This window comes from Tritonibacter multivorans (assembly GCF_001458415.1).
GTDB lineage: Bacteria > Pseudomonadota > Alphaproteobacteria > Rhodobacterales > Rhodobacteraceae > Epibacterium > Epibacterium multivorans.
On record NZ_CYSD01000021.1, the window covers coordinates 157134 to 176023 of the forward strand.

Here is an 18890-nt window from a genome sequence, read left to right on the forward strand (position 1 = left end):
TCCTCCTCATGCGGCGTCATTGGCGGGGGCGCCAACGATCAGGCCCAGAACTTCCTGCACCGTGCTGTTTGCTGTCTCCACAACGCCAACGCGGCGGCCCCGGCGCTGCACATGCACGCGGTCGGCGACCTCGAACACATCATCCAGCGAGTGGCTGATCAGGATCACGGCGAGCCCCTGTTCGCGCAGCGCTTTGATCAGCTTCAGGGTGCGCGCGGTTTCTTGCGGGCCGAGCGCGGCGGTGGGTTCATCCATCACCAAAACCCGCAGGTCTTCGTGATAGACGGCGCGCGCAATGGCGACCGCCTGACGCTGACCGCCCGACAGGCTGTCGGTGGTCACATCCATCGACCGCAGCCGCACGCCCAGACGTTCGTCCAGCACACGGGCGGCCTCGGATTTCATGCGGCGATTGTCGAGGAATTCAATCCCAGCAACCTTGCGCGTGAGCTCGGTGCCAAGGAACATATTGGCCGCTGGTGTCAGATGATCGGCCAGCGCCAGCGTCTGGTAAACCGCATCAATGCCTTGCGCGATCGCATCCGAATGGCTCGCCATCTCGAGCGGTTGCCCATCAAGGAAGATCTCTCCCTCGCTGGGTTGGTAGACCCCGGTCAGGATCTTGATCAACGTGGATTTTCCGGCGCCGTTGTCGCCGACAATCGCCAGCACCTCGCCCGCATAGGCTTCGAGGTTCACGTCCTGCAGCGCGGTGACGCCGCCAAAACGTTTGGTGATGCCGCGCATCTGGACCAGTGGATGATCCGTCATGGCTTTCTCCCTTCGTGTTGCCCTGTTTCGGGCATAGCTCCGCCACCTCGGGAAAATCCCGGCGCGAAACATCTGTGTTGGAAAAGGGTCGGCCCCCGCAGGATGCGTTGATCGGGGCCGACAGGCGGGGAGTGCTTATTTACCCCAGATGGCGCTATAGGCCTCTCGGTAGGGAATGGCGGGGTCGAACTGGTTGCTGTCGCCCAGTTTCGCCAGCCCGTCCTGTGTCACCAGCGCAGGTGAGGTCACATAACCGGAACAGGGCGCGCCCTGAATGGCGCGATTCAGCTCGTCCACCAGCTGCCAGCCTTGCAGATTGAGCGGCTCGGCCACGGTGATCTGCTGATAGCCACCTGTGCGGATGCGCTGGAACGCGGCTTCTGATCCATCGCCTGCAGACCCCGCCTGCGGACCCTGACCGCTGGAGATCCCAGCCGCAGCCAAAGATGGCCCCATGAAGTCGAAATACAGATCATTGATCGCCAGCGCATGGGTCCAGCTGTCGCCGTATTTCTGCACAAGGTTCAGCGTCAGTGGCCCCATCCGGGACGAGGTATCGGCAATCGGCGTGTCGACATATTCGAGCACCTTGCCCCCCATCGCCTCGATCGTTTCTTTGATCCGGTCCGCCTTGTCGATCGCGATCTGATAGGTGGAGTCGGTGAATATGACAGCTCCTACCTTGTCACCTCCGTCTTCCATCGCCCATTTCGCGGCCACCTCAGACACGGTCATCGCGTCGGTGGAAACATTGACAAAAATACCGCCCGGCGCATCACAGCCGATCTTGGGACCCGAATGCCAGGCCACCATTGGGATACCAGCGTTTGCAACCCCTTCCAACGCGGCCTGCTGTTCCACGGCATCAAAGCCGTTGATGATAATACCGCTGGGTTTCAGCGCCATGGCCTGACCGATGGCTGCCGTGCGCCCTTGGATCGATCCGGCGCCGTCCAGAACCCGCACATCCCATCCGATGGTTTCAGCCGCTTCCTCCACGCCGCTGGTCACACCAAGGATGCCACCGTTCTTCAGGTCGCCGGCCACCACGACAATCGAATGTCCTTCGGCAGCTGTGGGGCCAGTGGTGGGCCCGTCAAACTCTGCCGCGACGCCAGGCAGGCCAATCCCTGCCAGGATCGCGGCGGTGGACACCGCCATGAGTGTTCGTCTGTGCATAATCTCCTCCCTTATGCATGGTTACTTTTTGGCGCCTTTGCGCCGCTGGGCGTAGCCTGCGATTCCAATCGCGATGAGCAGGGTTACGCCGTTGAACATCGGTTCGACCCAGAAGGATCCCCCGAATTGCTGAATGCCAGAGATCCCGACCGCCAGAATGGCAACACCGACAACGGTGCCCCAGACATTGACCCGGCCGGGTTTGATGGTGGTTGAGCCCAGGAATGCGCCGACCAGTGCAGGCAGCAGGAACTCCAGCCCCACAGAAGCCTGACCAATGCGCAGTTTGGAGGCCAAGAGCACGCCTGCAAAGGCGGTGATAAAGCCCGAAGACATGAACGCGCCGATGACAAACTTGCGGGTCGGAATGCCGTTCAGCTGCGCCGCGCGCTGGTTTGCCCCAATCGCATAGAGGTAGCGGCCAATTGGCGTGTATTCAAAGATCAGCCACATGGTGATCGTAATCCCCAGCACATAGTAACCGGTGATCGGCAGACCAAAGACAAAGGTGCCATTGATCGCATAGAAGCTGTCAGGGAGAAGCCCCACCATTTGACGGCCGCCCGTGTGCCACAGCGCCAGCGCATAAAGCACGGTGCCGGTGCCAAGGGTCGCAATAAAGCTGTCAATCTTGGCGACCTCAACCAGCAGACCGTTCAGGAACCCAGTGAGCAAACCAAGTCCCAGAACGATCGCCACTGCCATCGGCCAGGGCAGGCCAAACATGGTCTGCAGCGAAATCGCCAGAATGTGCCACAGCACAATCCCATAGCCCACGGTCAGGTCGATCCGCCCGGCTGCCATGGGGATCATCGCCCCCAGCGACAACAGCGCAATAATCGCCTTGTCCGAAATAATCGCCCGCAGGTTCAACAAGGTCGGAAAGGTTGTGGGCAGCAGGATCGAGAACAGCAGGATCAGCCCCAGCGTCAGGATCACCAGCCCATAGACCGGCAGGAACCGCAGCAGTCGGGTCTTGGTATCCGCGCCCTTAAGCTCGGCCTTGGTGGGTTCCAATGCGTTGGATTCAAGCGATTGCATGATCAGTTACCCTTGCGTCTCGACCGCATTCCCGGCGCTGGCGGCCTGGATGAGGTTCTCTGTTGTCAGTTCTGCACCCGTGAGCTGCCCGGCGATCTCGCCCTGGCTGAACACAACTGCACGGTGGCACACCGTGGCCACTTCTTCAAAATCGGTAGAAACAATGATGATCCCCAGACCATCCTCCATCGCCTTGTTCAAAAGCGCATAGATCTCGGCCTTGGCGCCCACATCGACGCCCGCTGTGGGGTCTTCGCAAATCAGCAGTTCGCGGCCGGTCTCCAGCCAACGGCCAATGACCACCTTCTGCTGATTGCCGCCCGACAGCGATTCAATCGCCATGCTCTGATCATTGGGCGACAACGCCACCCGCGCGCCAATCTCTTCGGCCAGGGCACTTTCGTCACTGGGGCTGAGGAAGGAAAACAGCGACCGGCCCACGGCGGCAGGGTTCAAAAAGGTGTTTTCCCGAATGCTCAGCGACATGGCCACCGACTCTTCGGTGCGGTCGCGGGCCACAAGGCCAATACCGGACTGCAACGCGGACCGGGGGGAGGCCAAATCCGGCGTCTTGCCGTTCAGGGTCACGGTGCCTTCAAACGCCTTCGCGCCAAACAGCGCGCGGGACACGTCTTCGTGCCCTGCCCCGCGCAGACCAACCAGTCCCACAATCTCTTGGCTGTGCAGGTCAAAACTCACCGGCCCGGTTGCCCCCACCGACAGATCGCGCACCTGCAGGATTGGCGCGCCCTGCTCAGTGGTGGATTTCATCACCTGCCGCGTCTTGCGCCCCACGATCATATAGACCAGCTCTTCCGGTGTGGTGTGTTCAATGCTGCGCAGGCCAACCAGTTCGCCGTCGCGCAGAACCGCCACCCGATCCGCGATCTGGAAAATCTCGTCCAGACGGTGCGAGACATAGATCATCCCTACCCCTTGCTCTTTCAGCGGACGCAGGGCGGCGAACAATCGCTCCACCTCATCTGCAGGCAAAGAGGCCGTGGGTTCGTCCAGCACCAGAAAATCGCAATCCACCGCCAGCGCACGGGCAATCGCCACCAGCGACTTTTCGGTGCGCGACAGGTCCTGAACACGGGTTGTCGGATCAAAGTCACAGCCCACCTTGGCCAAGGCTTTGCGGGCGAACTCTTCGACCTGGCCCCAGCGGATCATGCCGGACTGGCGCGCGTATCCCAGCGCCAGCGCCATGTTTTCCGCCACGGTCATCCATTCGATCATGCCAAGGTCTTGGTGGATGAAAGCCACCGACTGGCGCTCTCCAAACCCGCCGGGGCGATGTTCGTAAGGGGTGCCATTGATCAACACCCGGCCCTCATCGGCCTTGTGGATCCCGCCAAGGATCTTGATCAGCGTCGATTTCCCGGCGCCGTTTTCCCCCAACAGGGCCACAATTTCCCCGGGTTCGACATTCAATGACACATCCCGCAGCGCATAGGTGCCGCCGAAGTGCTTTTTGATGCCGTCAAAAAACAGATTGTTCTGCGTTGTCGTCAGCACAACGTCCTCCTCCGAATTCGGGTCCTCCATGCCTCCCAACATGTGTTGAGTTACCCGTAACGTTACGTTAGCATTCGACGGGAGCCACAATAAGTCAACAAAAAACGTTACCCGTAACGTAAGCCTGAAAAAACACTGAAACACCGATGAAAAACAAGCAAGTAAGCCTCGCCGAAGTTGCCCGCGCCGCAGGTGTCTCCAAAATGACGGCCAGCCGGGTTTTGCGGGATGAGGGTGGTTTTTCCGAGAAAACCCGCACCAAAGTCATGGCCGAGGTAGACCGTCTTGGCTACTTGCCGAATCGATTGGCGACGGTGTTTGCCGGTGATCAAAAGACCACATTTGTGGGTGTTTCCATTCCCGAACTCGGCAATGAGATCTTTGCGCAGGTTCTTGAAGGCATCGACCGCAAGCTGGTGGCCTTTGGCCATCAGTCGGTGCTGGGGCTGACCGAACACGCGCTCGAGAACGAAGAGAAGTGGATTGAGACGGTTCTGTCTTGGCAGCCCGCCGGGCTGATCGTCACGGGCCGGTCGCACACCCCGCGCGCGGTGCAGATGCTGCGCAACTCGGGCCTGCCGGTGGTGGAGCTGTGGGATTTCAACTCTGCCCCTTTGGACATGTGTGTGGGCCTCAACCATTTTGACAGCGGCTATTCCATGGGGCGCTATCTGGCGACCAATGGCTACCGAAAATTTGCCTATATCGGCACCTCGCATCACTCTGCCAATGCCGCCAGCTCTCGGTTGGCAGGCTATACAAAGGCCATCGAAGATGCGGGTGGCACGCTGATCAAACAGCTGCAACTGCGCGACGCACCCGGTTTTTACCCCGGTTACTATGGCACCGAACAGCTGCTGGCCTCGGGCGAAGAGGCCGAGGTGATCTTTTACCAGAACGACAATATGGCCGTCGGTGGCTATGAGTATTGCAAGAAAAAGGGCCTGTCGGTGCCGGATGATATTGGCATTGCAGGCTGGGGGGATCTTCCGATTGCCTCGATCCAGCCCTATCGGCTGACCTCGATTTCGGTGCCACATCTGAAGATTGGCCAGCAGGCGGCGGAACTGATGCTGTCGCGGATCGCCGGGCAGCCGATGGTGTCGACCAAGGACGTGGGCTTTCGCCTGATCCCCGGCACCACCGTACAGAAGGCCCCCTAAAGGGCCTCCTGCGGTCTATCTTCCAGACCTTAGTCTTTGGGCGCGTGCGGCAGCACCAGGTTCAGAACCAGACCGGCCACCCCAGCCAGACCAATGCCCGCGAGCGAAAAGCCTTCGCCAAAGGACAGGGTCAGACCGCCCAGCCCCAGCACGAGGATGGTGGAGGCAATCACCATATTGCGCGGCTCTTGCAGCTGATCGCCGATCTTTGCGACCACGGACATGCCGATGACGGTGACCATACCAAACAGCAGCACCATAATGCCGCCCATGACCGGCATCGGGATGGTGCCCAGCGCACCGCCCAGCTTGCCCACGAACGACAGCGCAATCGCAAAGATCGCAGCCCAAGTCATGATCGCCGGGTTAAAGGCGCGGGTCAGGGTAACGGCACCGGTGACCTCGGAATAGGTGGTGTTCGGCGGCCCGCCCAGCAGACCCGCAGCCGTGGTCGCCAGACCATCGCCGAGCATGGTGTTCTGAATGCCGGGCTTTTTCAGGTAGTCCTTCTTGGTCACATTGCCGATCGCCAGAATATCCCCGAAATGTTCAATCGCAGGCGCAATCGCCACGGGCAGGATGAACAGAATGGCGGCGAGGTTGAATTCAGGGCGGACAAATTCCGGCACCGCAAACCACGGCGCATCCGCCAGACCGCCTGTGTTGATCAGGCTTTCGCCGGTGATCAACCCAATGACCACAGCCGCGACATAGCCCGCAACAATGCCCGCAAGGATTGGCACAATCCGCATAATGCCACGGCCAAGGATCGCTGTCAGCATGGTGGTGCCCAGCGCAATTGCCGCCAGTAGCATGGCGATCCCGCGCGGCATGATCTGCGTATCACCGGCCAGACCAGTGGACATATTGACCGCAACCGGCGCCAGCGACAGGCCGATGATCATGATCACCGGGCCAACCACAACGGGCGGCAGGTATTTGTGCAGGAAACCACTGCCCCAGATCCGCACCGCAAAGCTGAGCGCGACATAGAGCAGGCCCGCCGCCGCCAGACCGCCGGTGGTCGCCGGAAGACCCCAAGTCTGCACGCCGTAAATGATCGGCGCAATAAAGGCGAAAGACGACGCCAGAAACACCGGCACCTGTCCGCGTGTCACGATCTGAAAGATCAACGTACCAAGGCCAGCGGTGAACAGCGCCACACTGGCATCCAGACCTGTCAGGATCGGCACCAGCACCAGCGCGCCAAAGGCCACAAACAGCATCTGCGCCCCGGCAAGCGCCTGGCCTGCGCCAAATTTATAGTCGGTTTCCGAAGGTGCGATGCCTGCACCCTCTTCTTTCAAAGCGGTCATTATTTCAGTGTCCCTGTTGGTTTTTTATGTCCGTTCAAATCAACGAACTCTTGCAGCCTGTAAACCCAAAAGAAAAAGAGCGCATGCTCTGCAACGCGCCCTGTCTAAAACCTCGGGTGTGCTTTTGCCCCGCCCTTCTGCGACAGCTGCTTTTCCAACAGCGACCTCTGCGCTTGGCGATGCTCAGGCCACCTGCATCGCCCGAAGATCCCGACGCGTCAGGGCGTGGCGCGCCAGACCACCATAGACATGCGCGACATGCGCGCGGCCATGGTCGCCAACCAGACCATGCACCGCGACAAGTTCCGGGAACAAAGCAAACAGTTCGCGTTTGTCTGCGCGCGACAGGCCAAGCACAGCTTCGGGGCCGGGCCAGAAAGTCTCTGTTGCGACCCCTTCGGCAAAGACCACCTCGTGCTGTTCTGTCATCAGGTGCACATAGGTCACGCCCTCTTCGCCCTCGTGCTGATGGCAACCGGGATCAATATCTGCCAGCAGCTTGGCCGACACAAATGTCTCGCCCAAAGGTGTGGCCACTGTCGCAGCCTGCCCAAGGACTTGCCGCCCGGCCACCAGCCGGTGCTGCGGAGACAGAAGCATTGGACGTTCGGGCGACACAAAACCCCCCGGCAGCACATAATAAGGGCGCAAATGCGGACGTGCCTGCAAGTCTGATGCCGACAGACTGCGCTGGCCGGTCCAGATCACAGGTTGATACCCATTGTCGGCGGTCTGCACCAAATCTCCGACCCGGATCTGGCCTGCGGGAACCGCGCCGCGCGCCGTTGCGATCCGAACATCCGGTGTAAAACAGGGGATCCCTGCCGCGAAAAGCTGTGGTGCAGTGTTGATCTGGTTGGGGGCAACGCCTTCCAGCACCAGCTGCTCTCCGCTCGGGAACGACAACAGGGCATTGCCGGACCCATCATCGGTGACGCTCACATCCCAGGCGCGGATCGCGCCAGCTGGACCGGTGCCGCCAATCAGATCAGACACATCCAGCTGGTCATTGAAGAACCCATTGGCGTCATCATCACCAAGGTCAAAGTCGCTCACCGTATCGGCCCCACCTGCGGCGGTCAGGATCAGGTCGTCATACCCGGCGCCACTGGTGATGGAGTCATCGCCCGCGCCAAAGGTCACCGTGTCGTCCCCCGCGCCGGCATCTATCGTGACACCGGCACTGTCCGAGGACGCATCGACCACATCCGCCTGATCCGTCAGATCCAGCGCTTCGATTTCCGAGAATGTGACCGTGTCGGCCCCATCGGTGATCGTGCCGGCCTCGTCACCCGAATACGTGACCGTGACGCCTGTCGTCACCGCCGTCAGGTCAACGGTGTCGAAATCGGTTCCGGCCTCACCACCTTCCAGCGTGTCATTGCCAAAACTGTCTTCGATTTGAAAGGTATCGGCGTCGGCTTCACCGTACATCAGATCCGCGCCCTCGCCGCCGATCAGCAGGTCGTTGTCATTGCCGCCATAGAGCGTGTCTGCGCCATCACCGCCATCCAGCGTGTCATTGCCATCGGTCGCAACAATGCTGTCATTGCCAACCCCGCCCACAAGGCTGTCGTCCCCTGCAGAGTTCTGAAGCGTATCGTCACCTTCACCGCCGATCAGCGTGTCATTGCCCAGCCCCGTGGTCAGAAAGTCGTCGCCTGCCCCACCTTCGATATAGTCGTCGCCATCGCCGCCGGCGATGGTGTCAGCCCCCTCACCGCCCAAAAGCGTGTCAGCCCCTTCGCCGCCGTCCAGGCTGTCGTCGCCATCCCCGCCTTCCATACTGTCATTGCCATCATCGCCGGACAGCACATCGTCGCCGCCCTGACCAAAGACCACGTCGTCGCCATCCCCCGCCGAAATCGTGTCAGCCCCCTGTTCGATCAGGGTTATGACCGGATCATCAATGGTACTGCCAGACAGCGTAAACCCCGCGAGACCAACACGGGTCTGAAGGGTGAACTCGATCGAAGACCGATCCTCAAACTCGGCCGAGAACCACGCATCCTGATCGGTATAGTCGTTCATCTCCGACCCGGTCGCCGTCACAACCCCATCCACATTTGTGGTTGTCAGGGAAGAATCCTGTGACAGGCCAAAGCTGGTAAAACTGTTGCCATCCACAATCACCGCTTCGGCGTCGCCATAGCCGCTGTTGTCATCGACGTCATTGAAAGTCGCGGTAGAATTCAGATAGACCGGATCCCCCGTAACGGGGTCATAGAACTCCAGCCGAAACGTGGCCTGATCGCCCGCTTCATCCCCGGACAAAATGATTTCAGCACCAGCCGTATAGCCAAAGCCAACGGACATATCCGCATTGGACTTTTCGACCAGAACCAATTTGCCCCAGACCGAGGTGCCATCGTCCAGCGTGGCCACATCGCTGAACACCGCATAGTTCCCGGCAGACCCCGTATACCCGTCATGAGACACGCTCTGGATATTGTTGATGTCCAGCACCAGCGAAGAGGCATCCTGCCCTTGCGCGAACCCGTCCCCCATGTCGCCATAAACAACGTCATCGCCATCGCCCGCATCGATGACATCATGGCCCTCTTCGCCCGCGACCGTGTCCGCACCTGCGCCCGCGTCGATGGTATCATCGCCGGTCGAGCCCGCCATATTGTCGTCGCTGTCACTGCCTGTTCTGCTCGCAATAAAGGCGGCAACCCAATCGAGAATTCCCATGATTATTCCAAAACTTGTTTAAGCGTGGCCATCAGGCAAAATGACAAAAAACGAGCTAAACACTGATGCGAATCCATCATTCGCGACTGTTAAAACAAGGGTTACGCGACACCCGATAAGGAAGGGTAAACTCAAAAGGAAACTTGCATCACATCGGCGTTAAGCGTCCGGAAAGCGCCTGCGCCGATATCAAGGGGCATTTGCACCGCAGGCTCACCACAGGAAACGCGCACGCGCGGCCTCGGCACCCGGCGATGGCCGGGTCCCGTGCTGGTCCTTTGCTGGTTCATCTCAGGGCCTGCGCGCGGCTCATCGCCCCCGCGACTGGAAGGTCTGAACCGTCTGTTTAAAACTCAAGAAGCTTTGCACAGCCCCGCGCGGCGAGCCGCTGGTTCAGGGGCGCGGCCTCTGGCGCGCCCCCTTCCAGTGCAAAAACAAAAGCATGGGTCAGGAAAAAGTTGGCGGCTTCGACATCATCATCCGCCTCTGCCGTTTCGGCAGCAACAGTGTAAAGCCGCACCAGCTCTGCGATGTCATGATCCGCATGCGCCGCCAGCAGCGCCTGATCCAGTTCATCCCGCTGCATGGTCAGCCTTTCAGCGAAATGGCGATGTTTTTGGTCCGCACATAGTTAAAGAGCGCCTCCAGCCCTTTTTCGCGGCCAAAGCCAGACTTCCCGACACCGCCAAAGGGGGTCGAGATGCCCCCGGCGAACCATTCGTTTACAAACACCTGCCCGGCGCGCAGCTTGCGCGCCACACGATGGGACCGTGCCAGATCACGGGTAAAGATCCCCGCGACCAGACCAAAATCGGTGCCATTGGCCAGCGCAATCGCCTCCGCTTCGGTGTCAAAGGGCGTCATGCAGGTCACAGGGCCAAAGATCTCTTCTTGGGCCACCCGGCTTGCGGGGTCCACATCGGCCAGAATGGTCGGCGCCATGAAATACCCCTTGCGATCCAACCGCGCACCGCCGGCCGCAACACGGGCGCCGTCCTGACGTGCCGTGGCTGTCAGGGTTTCCACCCGCTCCAGCTGCAGGGCCGAGGCCACAGGTGTCAGATCCGGGTTTTCCAGCCCATGCCCAACGCTCAGCCCATTTGCCAATTCCGCCGCGCGTGCCACGGCTTCGTCATAGATCGAGCGATGCACCAGCACCCGCGACATGGCCGAACAGACCTGCCCCGCGTTATAGAAGATCCCGCTTTGCAGGCTGGCAATGAACGTGTCGAGGTTTGCATCCTCAAACACCACCGCCGCGGATTTCCCGCCCAGCTCCATCAGCGAGGGCGTCACCGGATCAGCCGCCGCGCGCAGGATCGCCTGCCCGGTTGCAACCGACCCCGTGAACACGATCTGATCAACCTCGGAAGACGCCACCAGCTTGGCACCAATGTCCGACCCCAATCCGTTCAGGATCGAAACGGCCCCTGCGGGCACATCCGCGCGCTCCAGTGCCGTGCCCAGCATCGCCAGACCAATCGGGTCCAGTTCAGGCGATTTGATAATGGTAGAGTTCCCTGCCGCCATCGACGGCGCCAGCGACCGCGCGGCAATGGACACCGGGAAGTTCCACGGAACGATCTGCGCCGACACCCCAAAGGGTTCATAGACCGTGTAATCCGCATAATCCGGCCCCAAGGGGATGGATTTGCCTTCGATCTTATCTGCGACACCGCCGTAGTATTCAAAATACTGCGCCGCCTCTTCAAATTCATCGCGCGCGGCCTCCAGCGACTTGCCGCTTTCCCGGCACAGGACCTCGCCGCCTTCATCCGCAATGTTGCGGATCTCTGTCGCGATGCGCTGCATCAGCCGCCCCCGGGCCGAGGGCTGCAAATCCGCCAGATCGCCCCGCTCAAACGAGGCGCGCGCGGCCTCAAGCGCGGTGGCAACACTGGTCTCACTGGCCTGGGCGCAATCAGCAAAATGCGCCGCATGGCCCGGATCCTCGACCGGGATCACCGCGCCGACATCACCTTCAACCCATTGGCCCGCAACAAAATTACGAGCCAGCCCGTCCTTCAGTGCCGCAGTCATTCTACGCGGCCCTTCTCAACCTGCGTTGCAACCCAATGGTGGAAGTTATGGGTCGGGCCATCCATCGCAGGCGAAAAGCGCCCGCCGTCGAACAGTTCGCCGTGGCGGCCCTTCTGCATACCTTCGACCACAAAGACATCTTCTTCAAAAACCGTCTTCCACAGCTGAGCGTTAGATGCCCGCAGCGCGTCTTGGTCCGGTGTGTCCTTTTCGGACTGGGCGTAATACAGCTCGATGTGCTCAACCGTATTGCCGCAATCCTTGGGCTCCAGAACGATCGCAAAGCTGTGGTCGCGTTGAATGCCCAAGAGGACGTTGGGATAGACCGCGACATATTCCGCGCCTTCGTCCCATTTGTCGCTGAGCCCCGGGAAGTCTGGGAAGGTTTCACCGTTCTCGCCTTTGAGCTGGCGATAGACCAGCGTGCCCTGACCGGAGTATTTGCCGCGCTCTTCGATATTGTAGTGATCTTCCAGACGGGAATAGCTGTTCAAACCCGGATGCACCCACGGCAGGTGGTAGCTTTCACAGTAGTTTTCGACCGCCAGCTTCCAGTTGGTTGCGACCTCCAGCTTGAACGAGGACACCTCGCCACCATGATGGATCGGCGTGTCGAACTCTTTCCAGCGCTGCAACAGGTCGGCATGGGCCTCCTCAAACTCGGGCGCGGTGCCGTCAATGTTCACAAACACCACGTCGCGCCAGACAAAAGACCGGATGCGCACAAGGCCCAGCTTGTCCATGTCGACATCTTCATGGGTGTTCTGACCGGGGCCGCCCACATGCGGCGTGGTGCGCAGCGCGCCATCAAGCCCATAGCACCAGCTATGATAGGGACAGCGGATTGCACCACGGATCTTCTGCGGCTTGTCGACCAGGATCATGCCCCGATGGCGGCAGGTGTTCTGGAACACGCCAATCTCACCGGTGCGATCGCGCACCAGCAACAGCGGCATGCCGAGGAAATCCACGGGTTTGGCATCGCCTGCCTCGGGGATGTCCTTGCCAAAGCCAATGCCCGACCAATTGGCAAACAGCACAGATCGCTTTTCTTCGTCAAAGATCGCGGGGTCAATGTAATGGGCATTGGGCAGACCGTTGGCAGTGTTCACATCGGTCAACACGGAAGAAAGAGAGCTGTGTTTGTTCATGGCGCTTTCCTGAAACGAGCGGTTCATTTTCAGTGATAAAGGCGCGAAAACGGGGGGCTCTCAATATTGAAAAACCTCAATCAGGATTAAGGTGGCCTAATCCGACCCGGCAAGGCTGCGCGCCAAGATCCAGTCCTGCAGCTTGCGGGCATTCTCCGACAGCTGGTCTTTGGGCGGGCCAACCAAACAGAAAGCGTGCGGTGCAGGCAGGGAATGTGATCCGATCACCGCCAGCTTGCCGCTTTTCAACATGGGAGAGATCAGCGTTTTCCACCCCAGCACCACTCCGGCCCCCTTCTGCGCAAATTGAAGCGCCAGCGAATAATTGGTGACCGTGGTGCCTTCGTTGATCGCGCCGGTGTAGCCCAGACCCGAAAACCAGTCGGGCCATGTCGTCCAGTTCTGTGACCGCACGTGCAGATGGATCAGACGTTGACTGGCAAGGTCGGCCAGGCTGCTGCCCTCCAGATCCCGCGCCGATTGTGGGGCTGCCACTGGCACCAGCTGGTCGCGGTAAATCTCTTGATGTTCAAGGTAATCGACCTTTTCGCGCCCATACTGGATAAAGAAATCGACTCCCTGCGGGCTTTGAAAGGGGCGGTCCTGCGTCACCTGATTGACGCTGACATCGGTGTGCAGCTGCCAGAAATCAATGATCAGCGGCGACAGCCACAGGGCCGCAACCGCAGTGGTGGACCCAACCGTTACTGTGTCCTGCTCTTCGGCGCGCTGGATCTTTTCCAGCTCGCGCGAGATTTGGGTGAACGACGAACTCAGCACCTGACACAGTCCGACGCCATGCTCGGTCAGCTCTACGCCGCGGTGTTTGCGGACAAACAGGGGCGTGCCCAGTTCGGTTTCCAGCGCCTTGATCTGGTGGCTGACCGCCGCAGGCGTCACGGACAGGTCTTGGGCTGCGGCCTTAAAGCTCAGATGGCGCGCGGCGGCCTCAAAGACCAAAAGCATCGTCAAAGGGGGAAGATTGTAGTGACGTCTGGACATGAATGGCTGCCTGGATACTGCCCACTCAGATTAGGTGGCCTTAACTAAAGTTGATTAGTCCCGCAGTTAGGCGCACAAGGCAAATCCTTTTTTTTGCGGATCCTGACAAGACACCATCGGCCAAAGGAAAAAACCTCTGGCCGATGGCAATATCGAGAGTACGTTCGACAAGACAAGCGATCAAAAAGACCTTTATCCCCTCGAGTTTACTGCGTCTTTTTGCGCAGGCCGTCGCGATACAACGCTTTGATCAGCGACAGGCACATCAGCCCCATCACCATAGTAAAGGGCAGCGCACCGATGATCATGGCATTGCGCAGCGCATCCATCGGGTTGGTTTCCCCTGCGGCCAGGAACAACGCGCCGATCACAGAGGTCAGGATCAGGCCCCAGATCACTTTGTGCTTATTTCCCACATCCTGATCACCGCCCGCCATAATGGTGTTCATCACCAAGATGCCCGAGTCCGCCGAGGTCACGAGGAAGGTCAGCACCAGCACCACGCACATCACCGTGATCACCGACAAAAGACCGCCGTCGATCATCTCGCCCAGCGTCACAAACAGTTTCGCAGTGTTGGACGCACCCGAGATCGCGCCCCCGGCTTGACCAGACAGCTCCAGATCCATTGCCGTGCCGCCCAGAATAGCCATCCAGGCAAAGCAGACCAGCGCCGGGGCAAAGACACCGCCCAGAATGAACTCGCGCACAGTGCGCCCTTTGGAGATGCGCGCCAGAAACAGGCCGACAAAGGGTGAAAACGCAATCCACCAAGCCCAGTAAAAGGTGGTCCAGCCCGCCTGCCAGCCGAACTGACGCCCCTGCTCGCCCGCCGCATAAGCGGAGGCCAGCACATCCGACGGCAGCGCCGCTGCATCGCCTTCAAGGCCCGACACAAACCCGTCGAAAGAGCCCCAGGCATTGGTTGCTCCGCCGCGCAGGGCGTCGGCAAATGGGACGGCGTCGGCAGGCAATGCCGCAGCAAACGCCGCCTCAGATTGCGGACCATAGGCCCCAAAGCTCAGGTTCAGGAAGTTCAGCAGATAGTCCATCAGCGCGGCCACATAGGTGTTCATCGCAAACAGGAACGAGCCAAACACAACAAAAACCAGCAGCAGAATGATCGACAGCACTAGGTTCAGGTTGGACAGGTATTTCACCCCACGCCCGACACCAGATACAGCAGATAGAACCGACAGCGCCATGATCACAATCAACCCCGCCAGAAGACCCACCGTGCTGGGCACCGGTGCCTCGCCTGTCAGGTTCATGATCCAGGTCATCCCCGTGATCGCATAGACCCCGTCGACAAACTGCGACACACCATAGCCGATCGTGACCGACACGCCGAGGATGGTCGCAACAACGCCCAACACATCAACAATATGGCCCAGAAAACCATTCATCCGCGACCCGAACATCGGCGTCAGCGCAGACCGGATCGTCAGCGGCATATCGCGGGTATAGGCATAATACGCCAGCGACAGGCCGGTCACCACATAGACCGCCCAGGCATGAAAGCCATAGTGCAGATAGGTGTACCGATAGGCCGACTGCACCGCCTCTTCGGTTCCGCCCGCAACCGCGCCAGACACCACAACAGGGTTCGATCCCCACAGGCTCAGCGGTTCAGCGGTGGAGAACACCATCAGCCCCACGCCCAGACCAGCGCCGAACATCATGGAAAACCACGAAAAGGTGGAAAACTCGGGCGCTTGCCCATCCGGGCCAAGCCGCAGTTTTCCCGTCTGCGGCAGCACCGCCAGTGCAATCAGGAAGAAGACAAACAGGCCAACAATAATAATATAGAACTGGTTGAAGCTCTCCAGCAGGCTCCAGTTCAGGCTCCCCAAAACGCCGTTGGCGCTGGCCGGCCAAATCAACGCCCACAGCACAAGCCCGATCATAATGGCCTTGCTGATAAGCGCGATTTCAACCGAATGCCCCTCGTAGAACCCTTTCGGAGATCGGTTGATCTCCAGATCGGTGAATGGCGGTTTAATTGACATGTCTCCCTCCTTTGTCGTGATTTTTTTCTGAGATTAGAGATCCAGAACGAGCCGTGCTCCCTTTGCACGTGACACGCAGGTGCACAAAAACCCGCTGCCGGCCTTTTCCTCGGGCGTCAGAATACCGTCGCGGTGGTCCACCTCTCCCTCGACCACATCGACAATGCAGGACCCGCAGAGCCCTTCTGAACAGCCAAATTCCACGGGCACCCCATTGGCCTGAAGAACACTCAGGATGCTGTCGTCGGCCCCGACCTGATACACCGCACCATTTGATGCGAGCTCGATCTCAAAGCCCTCAGCCGCGCCGTGCTGCACATCAGAGGCCGCGGCAAAACGTTCAAAATGGATGGTGCCGCCGCGCATCGACGTGCCAGCCTCAAGCACCGCGTTCAGCATCGGTTCCGGCCCGCAGGTATAGACGTCGCTGTCCACGGGCAGCCCCTGCATCACCTCTGCCATGTCCATGAAACCTTCGTCATCAGAGCAATGCAGGCGATACCATTCGTTCAGCCCAAGCGCGCGAAATTTGCTGTCCATGGCCGCATGTTCGCGGGACCGCACCAGATAGATCACCTGAAACTCGCGCCCGGCATTCAGCAACTCGCGCGCCATTGCAACCAAGGGTGTCGCGCCAATCCCACCTGCAATCAGGGTGACATAGCGATCGCCCGTTTGCAGTTTGAAGTGATTGCGCGGCCCGCCAATCTGCACCACAGCGCCTTCTTCCAGCGCGTGCATTGCCAGCGATCCGCCGCGTCCGGTGTCTTCGCGCTTGACCGCAACATTCAGGGTGCGGCCATCCAAGCTCCAGTTCCAGATCGAATACTGGCGGATCAGCCCATCCTCCAGATGCACATCGATATGCGCCCCCGCTTCCAAACCCGAGAACCGCCCCTCCTGGATCTGAAACTCGAAATCAGAGACTTCAGGGCTCAATTCGGTTTTCTGGATCAGGCGCGCTGTTTGCATCGGGGTCTTTCCTTATGGGCTGCCACCAGGCACATCGCGACTGTGTCCGTCACAGGTCCCCCCATGCGGTTCAGCGCACCTCGGCTGCGAGGTGCGGTTCCGGATCTGCCAACTGGGCTTTCTTTTCGTTGACAGGCAGTAAGAAATGAGGTGCCCAGGATGTTCAATTTCGAAAAATCTAAATCACGGGTGAAATTAATTTGCCCCACCCGCACAGGACGTCAGACCGCCCCACATCGGCGGACGTGGAATCCGGACTTTGTACCAATGGAGATGTTTGGCTTCGCTCAGCAGATCTGGCGCGACCATGCAGTGGTGTGGTCGACGACTGTGTTCAAGTGATCCTGAAGCCCCAGCCCCGTGACACGCTTGCGGGGCTTCATGTCGTGATCCCCATCTTCCAGCCAGCGCAGGGTTACATCCGGGGCCAGCGCGTATTCCGCAACCTCTTCCTGCGTGCCAAAGGGATCCCGCGTGCCCTGACAGATCAGCGTCGGACAGGTCATTGTGGCAAACTGTTCGATACGGGTTTTCTCGGGCTTGTTTGGTGCGTGAAACGGAAAGCCAAGGCACAACAGCCCCTGAATGCGGCCCGCATCAAAAAGCGCCTGTGCACAAAGGCTTGCGACCCGTCCGCCCATGCTTTTTCCGCCAATGACTACGGGGCCGTCACCGGGCAGCGCCTCAATGGCGGCAAGATATTCCGGGATGTATTTTTCGGCCTTGCCCGGTGGGCGTTTTGATCCGCCCACGCGCCGCGCCGCCATATAGCTGAACTCGAACCGGGCAACGCGAAATCCGCTTGCGGCCAGCCCTTCAGCGACCGCGGTCATCCACGGTGTGTCCATCGCCGCGCCCGCCCCATGGGCCAGCAGGATCGTGACCCGCCCGGGCTGGTCGCCGTTCAACAGAAACTCCATGACGCCTCTCCTCAACTGAGCCTCATCATCGGTTTAGTGGAGTTGACGGCGACCTCCAATGCGCGCGCGGATCAGATTTAGATTTTTCGACCCGCGCTATCAAAGAAATGCGTGTCTTCAGGGGCAAAGGACAGGGCAACCTGTGTCTTGGGCGCAGGGGCATGTTCCCCGGTTACGCGAACGGTCACCTGCCCAGCAGCGCCTGCATCCAGGATCACAAACGTATCTGCACCCAGATATTCCAGCACATCAACTTCGGCGTCGATCTGCCCCTGCCCCGCTTCGACAAGGGCGATGTGTTCGGGCCGGATGCCCAGCTTTACCGCATTCGCAGGGGCCGGAGCCGCCAGCGTCAGCCCGGCAATCCCCGCCTCAAAGACGTTCATCTTGGGAGAGCCGATAAACTGCGCCACAAACAGATTGCCGGGGTTGCGGTACAGTTCTCGCGGGGTGCCGACCTGGCTGATCTGCCCCCCTTCCAGCACCACAATCCGATCCGCCAGCGTCATCGCTTCGACCTGATCGTGGGTCACGTAAATCATCGTCGCGCCCAGCGCCTGATGCAGTTTTGCAATCTCATAGCGCATCTCGACCCGCAGGGCGGCGTCCAGATTGGACAGCGGTTCGTCAAACAGGAACGCCGTGGGATCACGGACAATCGACCGCCCGATGGCCACCCGCTGGCGCTGCCCGCCGGACAGGTCCTTGGGGCGGCGTTCCAGCAGCGGCTCCAGCTTCAGCACCTGCGCGGCAGCATCAACTTTGGACTGGATGTCCGCCTCGGGTGCGCCCGCCGCTTTCAGGGAAAACCCCATATTGTCGCGCACCGACATATGCGGATAAAGCGCATAAGACTGGAACACCATCGCCAGCCCCCGCCGTGCCGGAGGTTCAGCCGTGGCGTCGCGGTCACCGATCAGGATCTGCCCGCGGCTGGTTTCCTCAAGCCCGGCTATCATCCGCAGCAAGGTGGATTTACCGCAGCCCGAGGGGCCGACAAAGATCACGAACTCCCCTTCTGCAATGGACAGATCCACGCCTTTGATTACCTGCGCCGAGCCGTACCATTTCTCTGCGCCGTTTAGTTCGATGGATGCCATCTGTGTTTCTCCTC

Annotated in this window: 15 protein-coding genes; 1 reads left to right on the forward strand and 14 read right to left on the reverse strand. The window is 59.8% G+C overall.

The annotated features are described in order from the left end of the window. Nucleotides 1-6: 6 nt before the first annotated feature. The 4 genes from TRM7557_RS08030 to TRM7557_RS08045 form a co-directional block, all read right to left on the reverse strand. Nucleotides 7-771 (reverse strand): ATP-binding cassette domain-containing protein, encoded by a 765-nt coding sequence (locus TRM7557_RS08030; protein WP_058289699.1) that lies wholly within the window; start codon nucleotides 769-771, stop codon nucleotides 7-9. 135 nt (nucleotides 772-906) lie between these two features. Further along, on the reverse strand, nucleotides 907-1950 hold the full coding sequence (locus TRM7557_RS08035; protein ID WP_058289700.1) for a substrate-binding domain-containing protein: 1044 nt from the start codon (nucleotides 1948-1950) through the stop codon (nucleotides 907-909). A gap of 21 nt (nucleotides 1951-1971) precedes the next feature. Beyond that, complete coding sequence (locus TRM7557_RS08040) at nucleotides 1972-2991, reverse strand: ABC transporter permease (RefSeq protein WP_058289701.1); 1020 nt, start codon at nucleotides 2989-2991, stop codon at nucleotides 1972-1974. 6 nt (nucleotides 2992-2997) lie between these two features. Beyond that, complete coding sequence (locus tag TRM7557_RS08045) at nucleotides 2998-4509, reverse strand: sugar ABC transporter ATP-binding protein (RefSeq protein WP_235811430.1); 1512 nt, start codon at nucleotides 4507-4509, stop codon at nucleotides 2998-3000. 146 nt (nucleotides 4510-4655) lie between these two features. Here TRM7557_RS08045 and TRM7557_RS08050 point away from each other — a divergent pair, with 146 nt between their 5' ends. Next, a complete protein-coding gene (locus TRM7557_RS08050; RefSeq protein ID WP_058289703.1) occupies nucleotides 4656-5672 on the forward strand; it encodes a LacI family DNA-binding transcriptional regulator in 1017 nt (338 codons plus the stop codon). 29 nt (nucleotides 5673-5701) lie between these two features. On the opposite strand, the gene TRM7557_RS08055 is transcribed toward TRM7557_RS08050, so the two are convergent. From TRM7557_RS08055 to TRM7557_RS08100, 10 genes are all read right to left on the reverse strand, one after another. Continuing rightward, nucleotides 5702-6988, reverse strand: coding sequence for a uracil-xanthine permease family protein (locus TRM7557_RS08055; protein WP_058289704.1), 1287 nt, complete (start codon nucleotides 6986-6988; stop codon nucleotides 5702-5704). 183 nt (nucleotides 6989-7171) lie between these two features. After that, nucleotides 7172-9682, reverse strand: a complete 2511-nt coding sequence (locus TRM7557_RS08060) for a Hint domain-containing protein (RefSeq protein ID WP_058289705.1) — start codon at nucleotides 9680-9682, stop codon at nucleotides 7172-7174. Between the two features lie 346 nt (nucleotides 9683-10028). Then, nucleotides 10029-10268 (reverse strand): hypothetical protein, encoded by a 240-nt coding sequence (locus TRM7557_RS08065; RefSeq protein WP_058289706.1) that lies wholly within the window; start codon nucleotides 10266-10268, stop codon nucleotides 10029-10031. Nucleotides 10269-10270: 2 nt separating this feature from the next. Continuing rightward, the gene (locus tag TRM7557_RS08070) at nucleotides 10271-11722 is read right to left on the reverse strand and encodes an aldehyde dehydrogenase family protein (RefSeq protein WP_058289707.1); all 1452 of its coding nucleotides are present in this window, start codon (nucleotides 11720-11722) and stop codon (nucleotides 10271-10273) included. Continuing rightward, nucleotides 11719-12873, reverse strand: a complete 1155-nt coding sequence (locus tag TRM7557_RS08075) for an aromatic ring-hydroxylating oxygenase subunit alpha (RefSeq protein ID WP_058289708.1) — start codon at nucleotides 12871-12873, stop codon at nucleotides 11719-11721. Before TRM7557_RS08075 ends, TRM7557_RS08070 begins: the two co-directional genes overlap by 4 nt. A 96-nt stretch (nucleotides 12874-12969) precedes the next feature. Beyond that, nucleotides 12970-13875, reverse strand: a complete 906-nt coding sequence (locus TRM7557_RS08080) for a LysR substrate-binding domain-containing protein (protein ID WP_058289709.1) — start codon at nucleotides 13873-13875, stop codon at nucleotides 12970-12972. Nucleotides 13876-14081: 206 nt separating this feature from the next. Continuing rightward, nucleotides 14082-15884, reverse strand: coding sequence for a BCCT family transporter (locus TRM7557_RS08085; RefSeq protein ID WP_058289710.1), 1803 nt, complete (start codon nucleotides 15882-15884; stop codon nucleotides 14082-14084). A gap of 33 nt (nucleotides 15885-15917) precedes the next feature. Further along, nucleotides 15918-16856 carry a PDR/VanB family oxidoreductase gene (locus tag TRM7557_RS08090; RefSeq protein ID WP_058289711.1) on the reverse strand — a complete coding sequence of 313 codons (939 nt, stop codon included), beginning with the start codon at nucleotides 16854-16856 and terminating at the stop codon, nucleotides 15918-15920. Between the two features lie 287 nt (nucleotides 16857-17143). Beyond that, complete coding sequence (locus TRM7557_RS08095; protein ID WP_058289712.1) at nucleotides 17144-17776, reverse strand: alpha/beta fold hydrolase; 633 nt, start codon at nucleotides 17774-17776, stop codon at nucleotides 17144-17146. Between the two features lie 77 nt (nucleotides 17777-17853). Beyond that, nucleotides 17854-18876 carry an ABC transporter ATP-binding protein gene (locus TRM7557_RS08100; RefSeq protein ID WP_058289713.1) on the reverse strand — a complete coding sequence of 341 codons (1023 nt, stop codon included), beginning with the start codon at nucleotides 18874-18876 and terminating at the stop codon, nucleotides 17854-17856. Nucleotides 18877-18890: the final 14 nt, after the last annotated feature.

Coding starts and splice junctions, on each gene's coding strand:
- TRM7557_RS08085 (WP_058289710.1), bottom strand. CDS start 15,884: ATGTCAATTAAACCGCCATTCACCGATCTGGAGATCAACCGATCTCCG.
- TRM7557_RS08100 (WP_058289713.1), bottom strand. CDS start 18,876: ATGGCATCCATCGAACTAAACGGCGCAGAGAAATGGTACGGCTCGGCG.
- TRM7557_RS08075 (WP_058289708.1), bottom strand. CDS start 12,873: ATGAACAAACACAGCTCTCTTTCTTCCGTGTTGACCGATGTGAACACT.
- TRM7557_RS08050 (WP_058289703.1), top strand. CDS start 4,656: ATGAAAAACAAGCAAGTAAGCCTCGCCGAAGTTGCCCGCGCCGCAGGT.
- TRM7557_RS08030 (WP_058289699.1), bottom strand. CDS start 771: ATGACGGATCATCCACTGGTCCAGATGCGCGGCATCACCAAACGTTTT.
- TRM7557_RS08060 (WP_058289705.1), bottom strand. CDS start 9,682: ATGGGAATTCTCGATTGGGTTGCCGCCTTTATTGCGAGCAGAACAGGC.
- TRM7557_RS08055 (WP_058289704.1), bottom strand. CDS start 6,988: ATGACCGCTTTGAAAGAAGAGGGTGCAGGCATCGCACCTTCGGAAACC.
- TRM7557_RS08080 (WP_058289709.1), bottom strand. CDS start 13,875: ATGTCCAGACGTCACTACAATCTTCCCCCTTTGACGATGCTTTTGGTC.
- TRM7557_RS08070 (WP_058289707.1), bottom strand. CDS start 11,722: ATGACTGCGGCACTGAAGGACGGGCTGGCTCGTAATTTTGTTGCGGGC.
- TRM7557_RS08095 (WP_058289712.1), bottom strand. CDS start 17,776: ATGGAGTTTCTGTTGAACGGCGACCAGCCCGGGCGGGTCACGATCCTG.
- TRM7557_RS08035 (WP_058289700.1), bottom strand. CDS start 1,950: ATGCACAGACGAACACTCATGGCGGTGTCCACCGCCGCGATCCTGGCA.
- TRM7557_RS08040 (WP_058289701.1), bottom strand. CDS start 2,991: ATGCAATCGCTTGAATCCAACGCATTGGAACCCACCAAGGCCGAGCTT.
- TRM7557_RS08065 (WP_058289706.1), bottom strand. CDS start 10,268: ATGCAGCGGGATGAACTGGATCAGGCGCTGCTGGCGGCGCATGCGGAT.
- TRM7557_RS08090 (WP_058289711.1), bottom strand. CDS start 16,856: ATGCAAACAGCGCGCCTGATCCAGAAAACCGAATTGAGCCCTGAAGTC.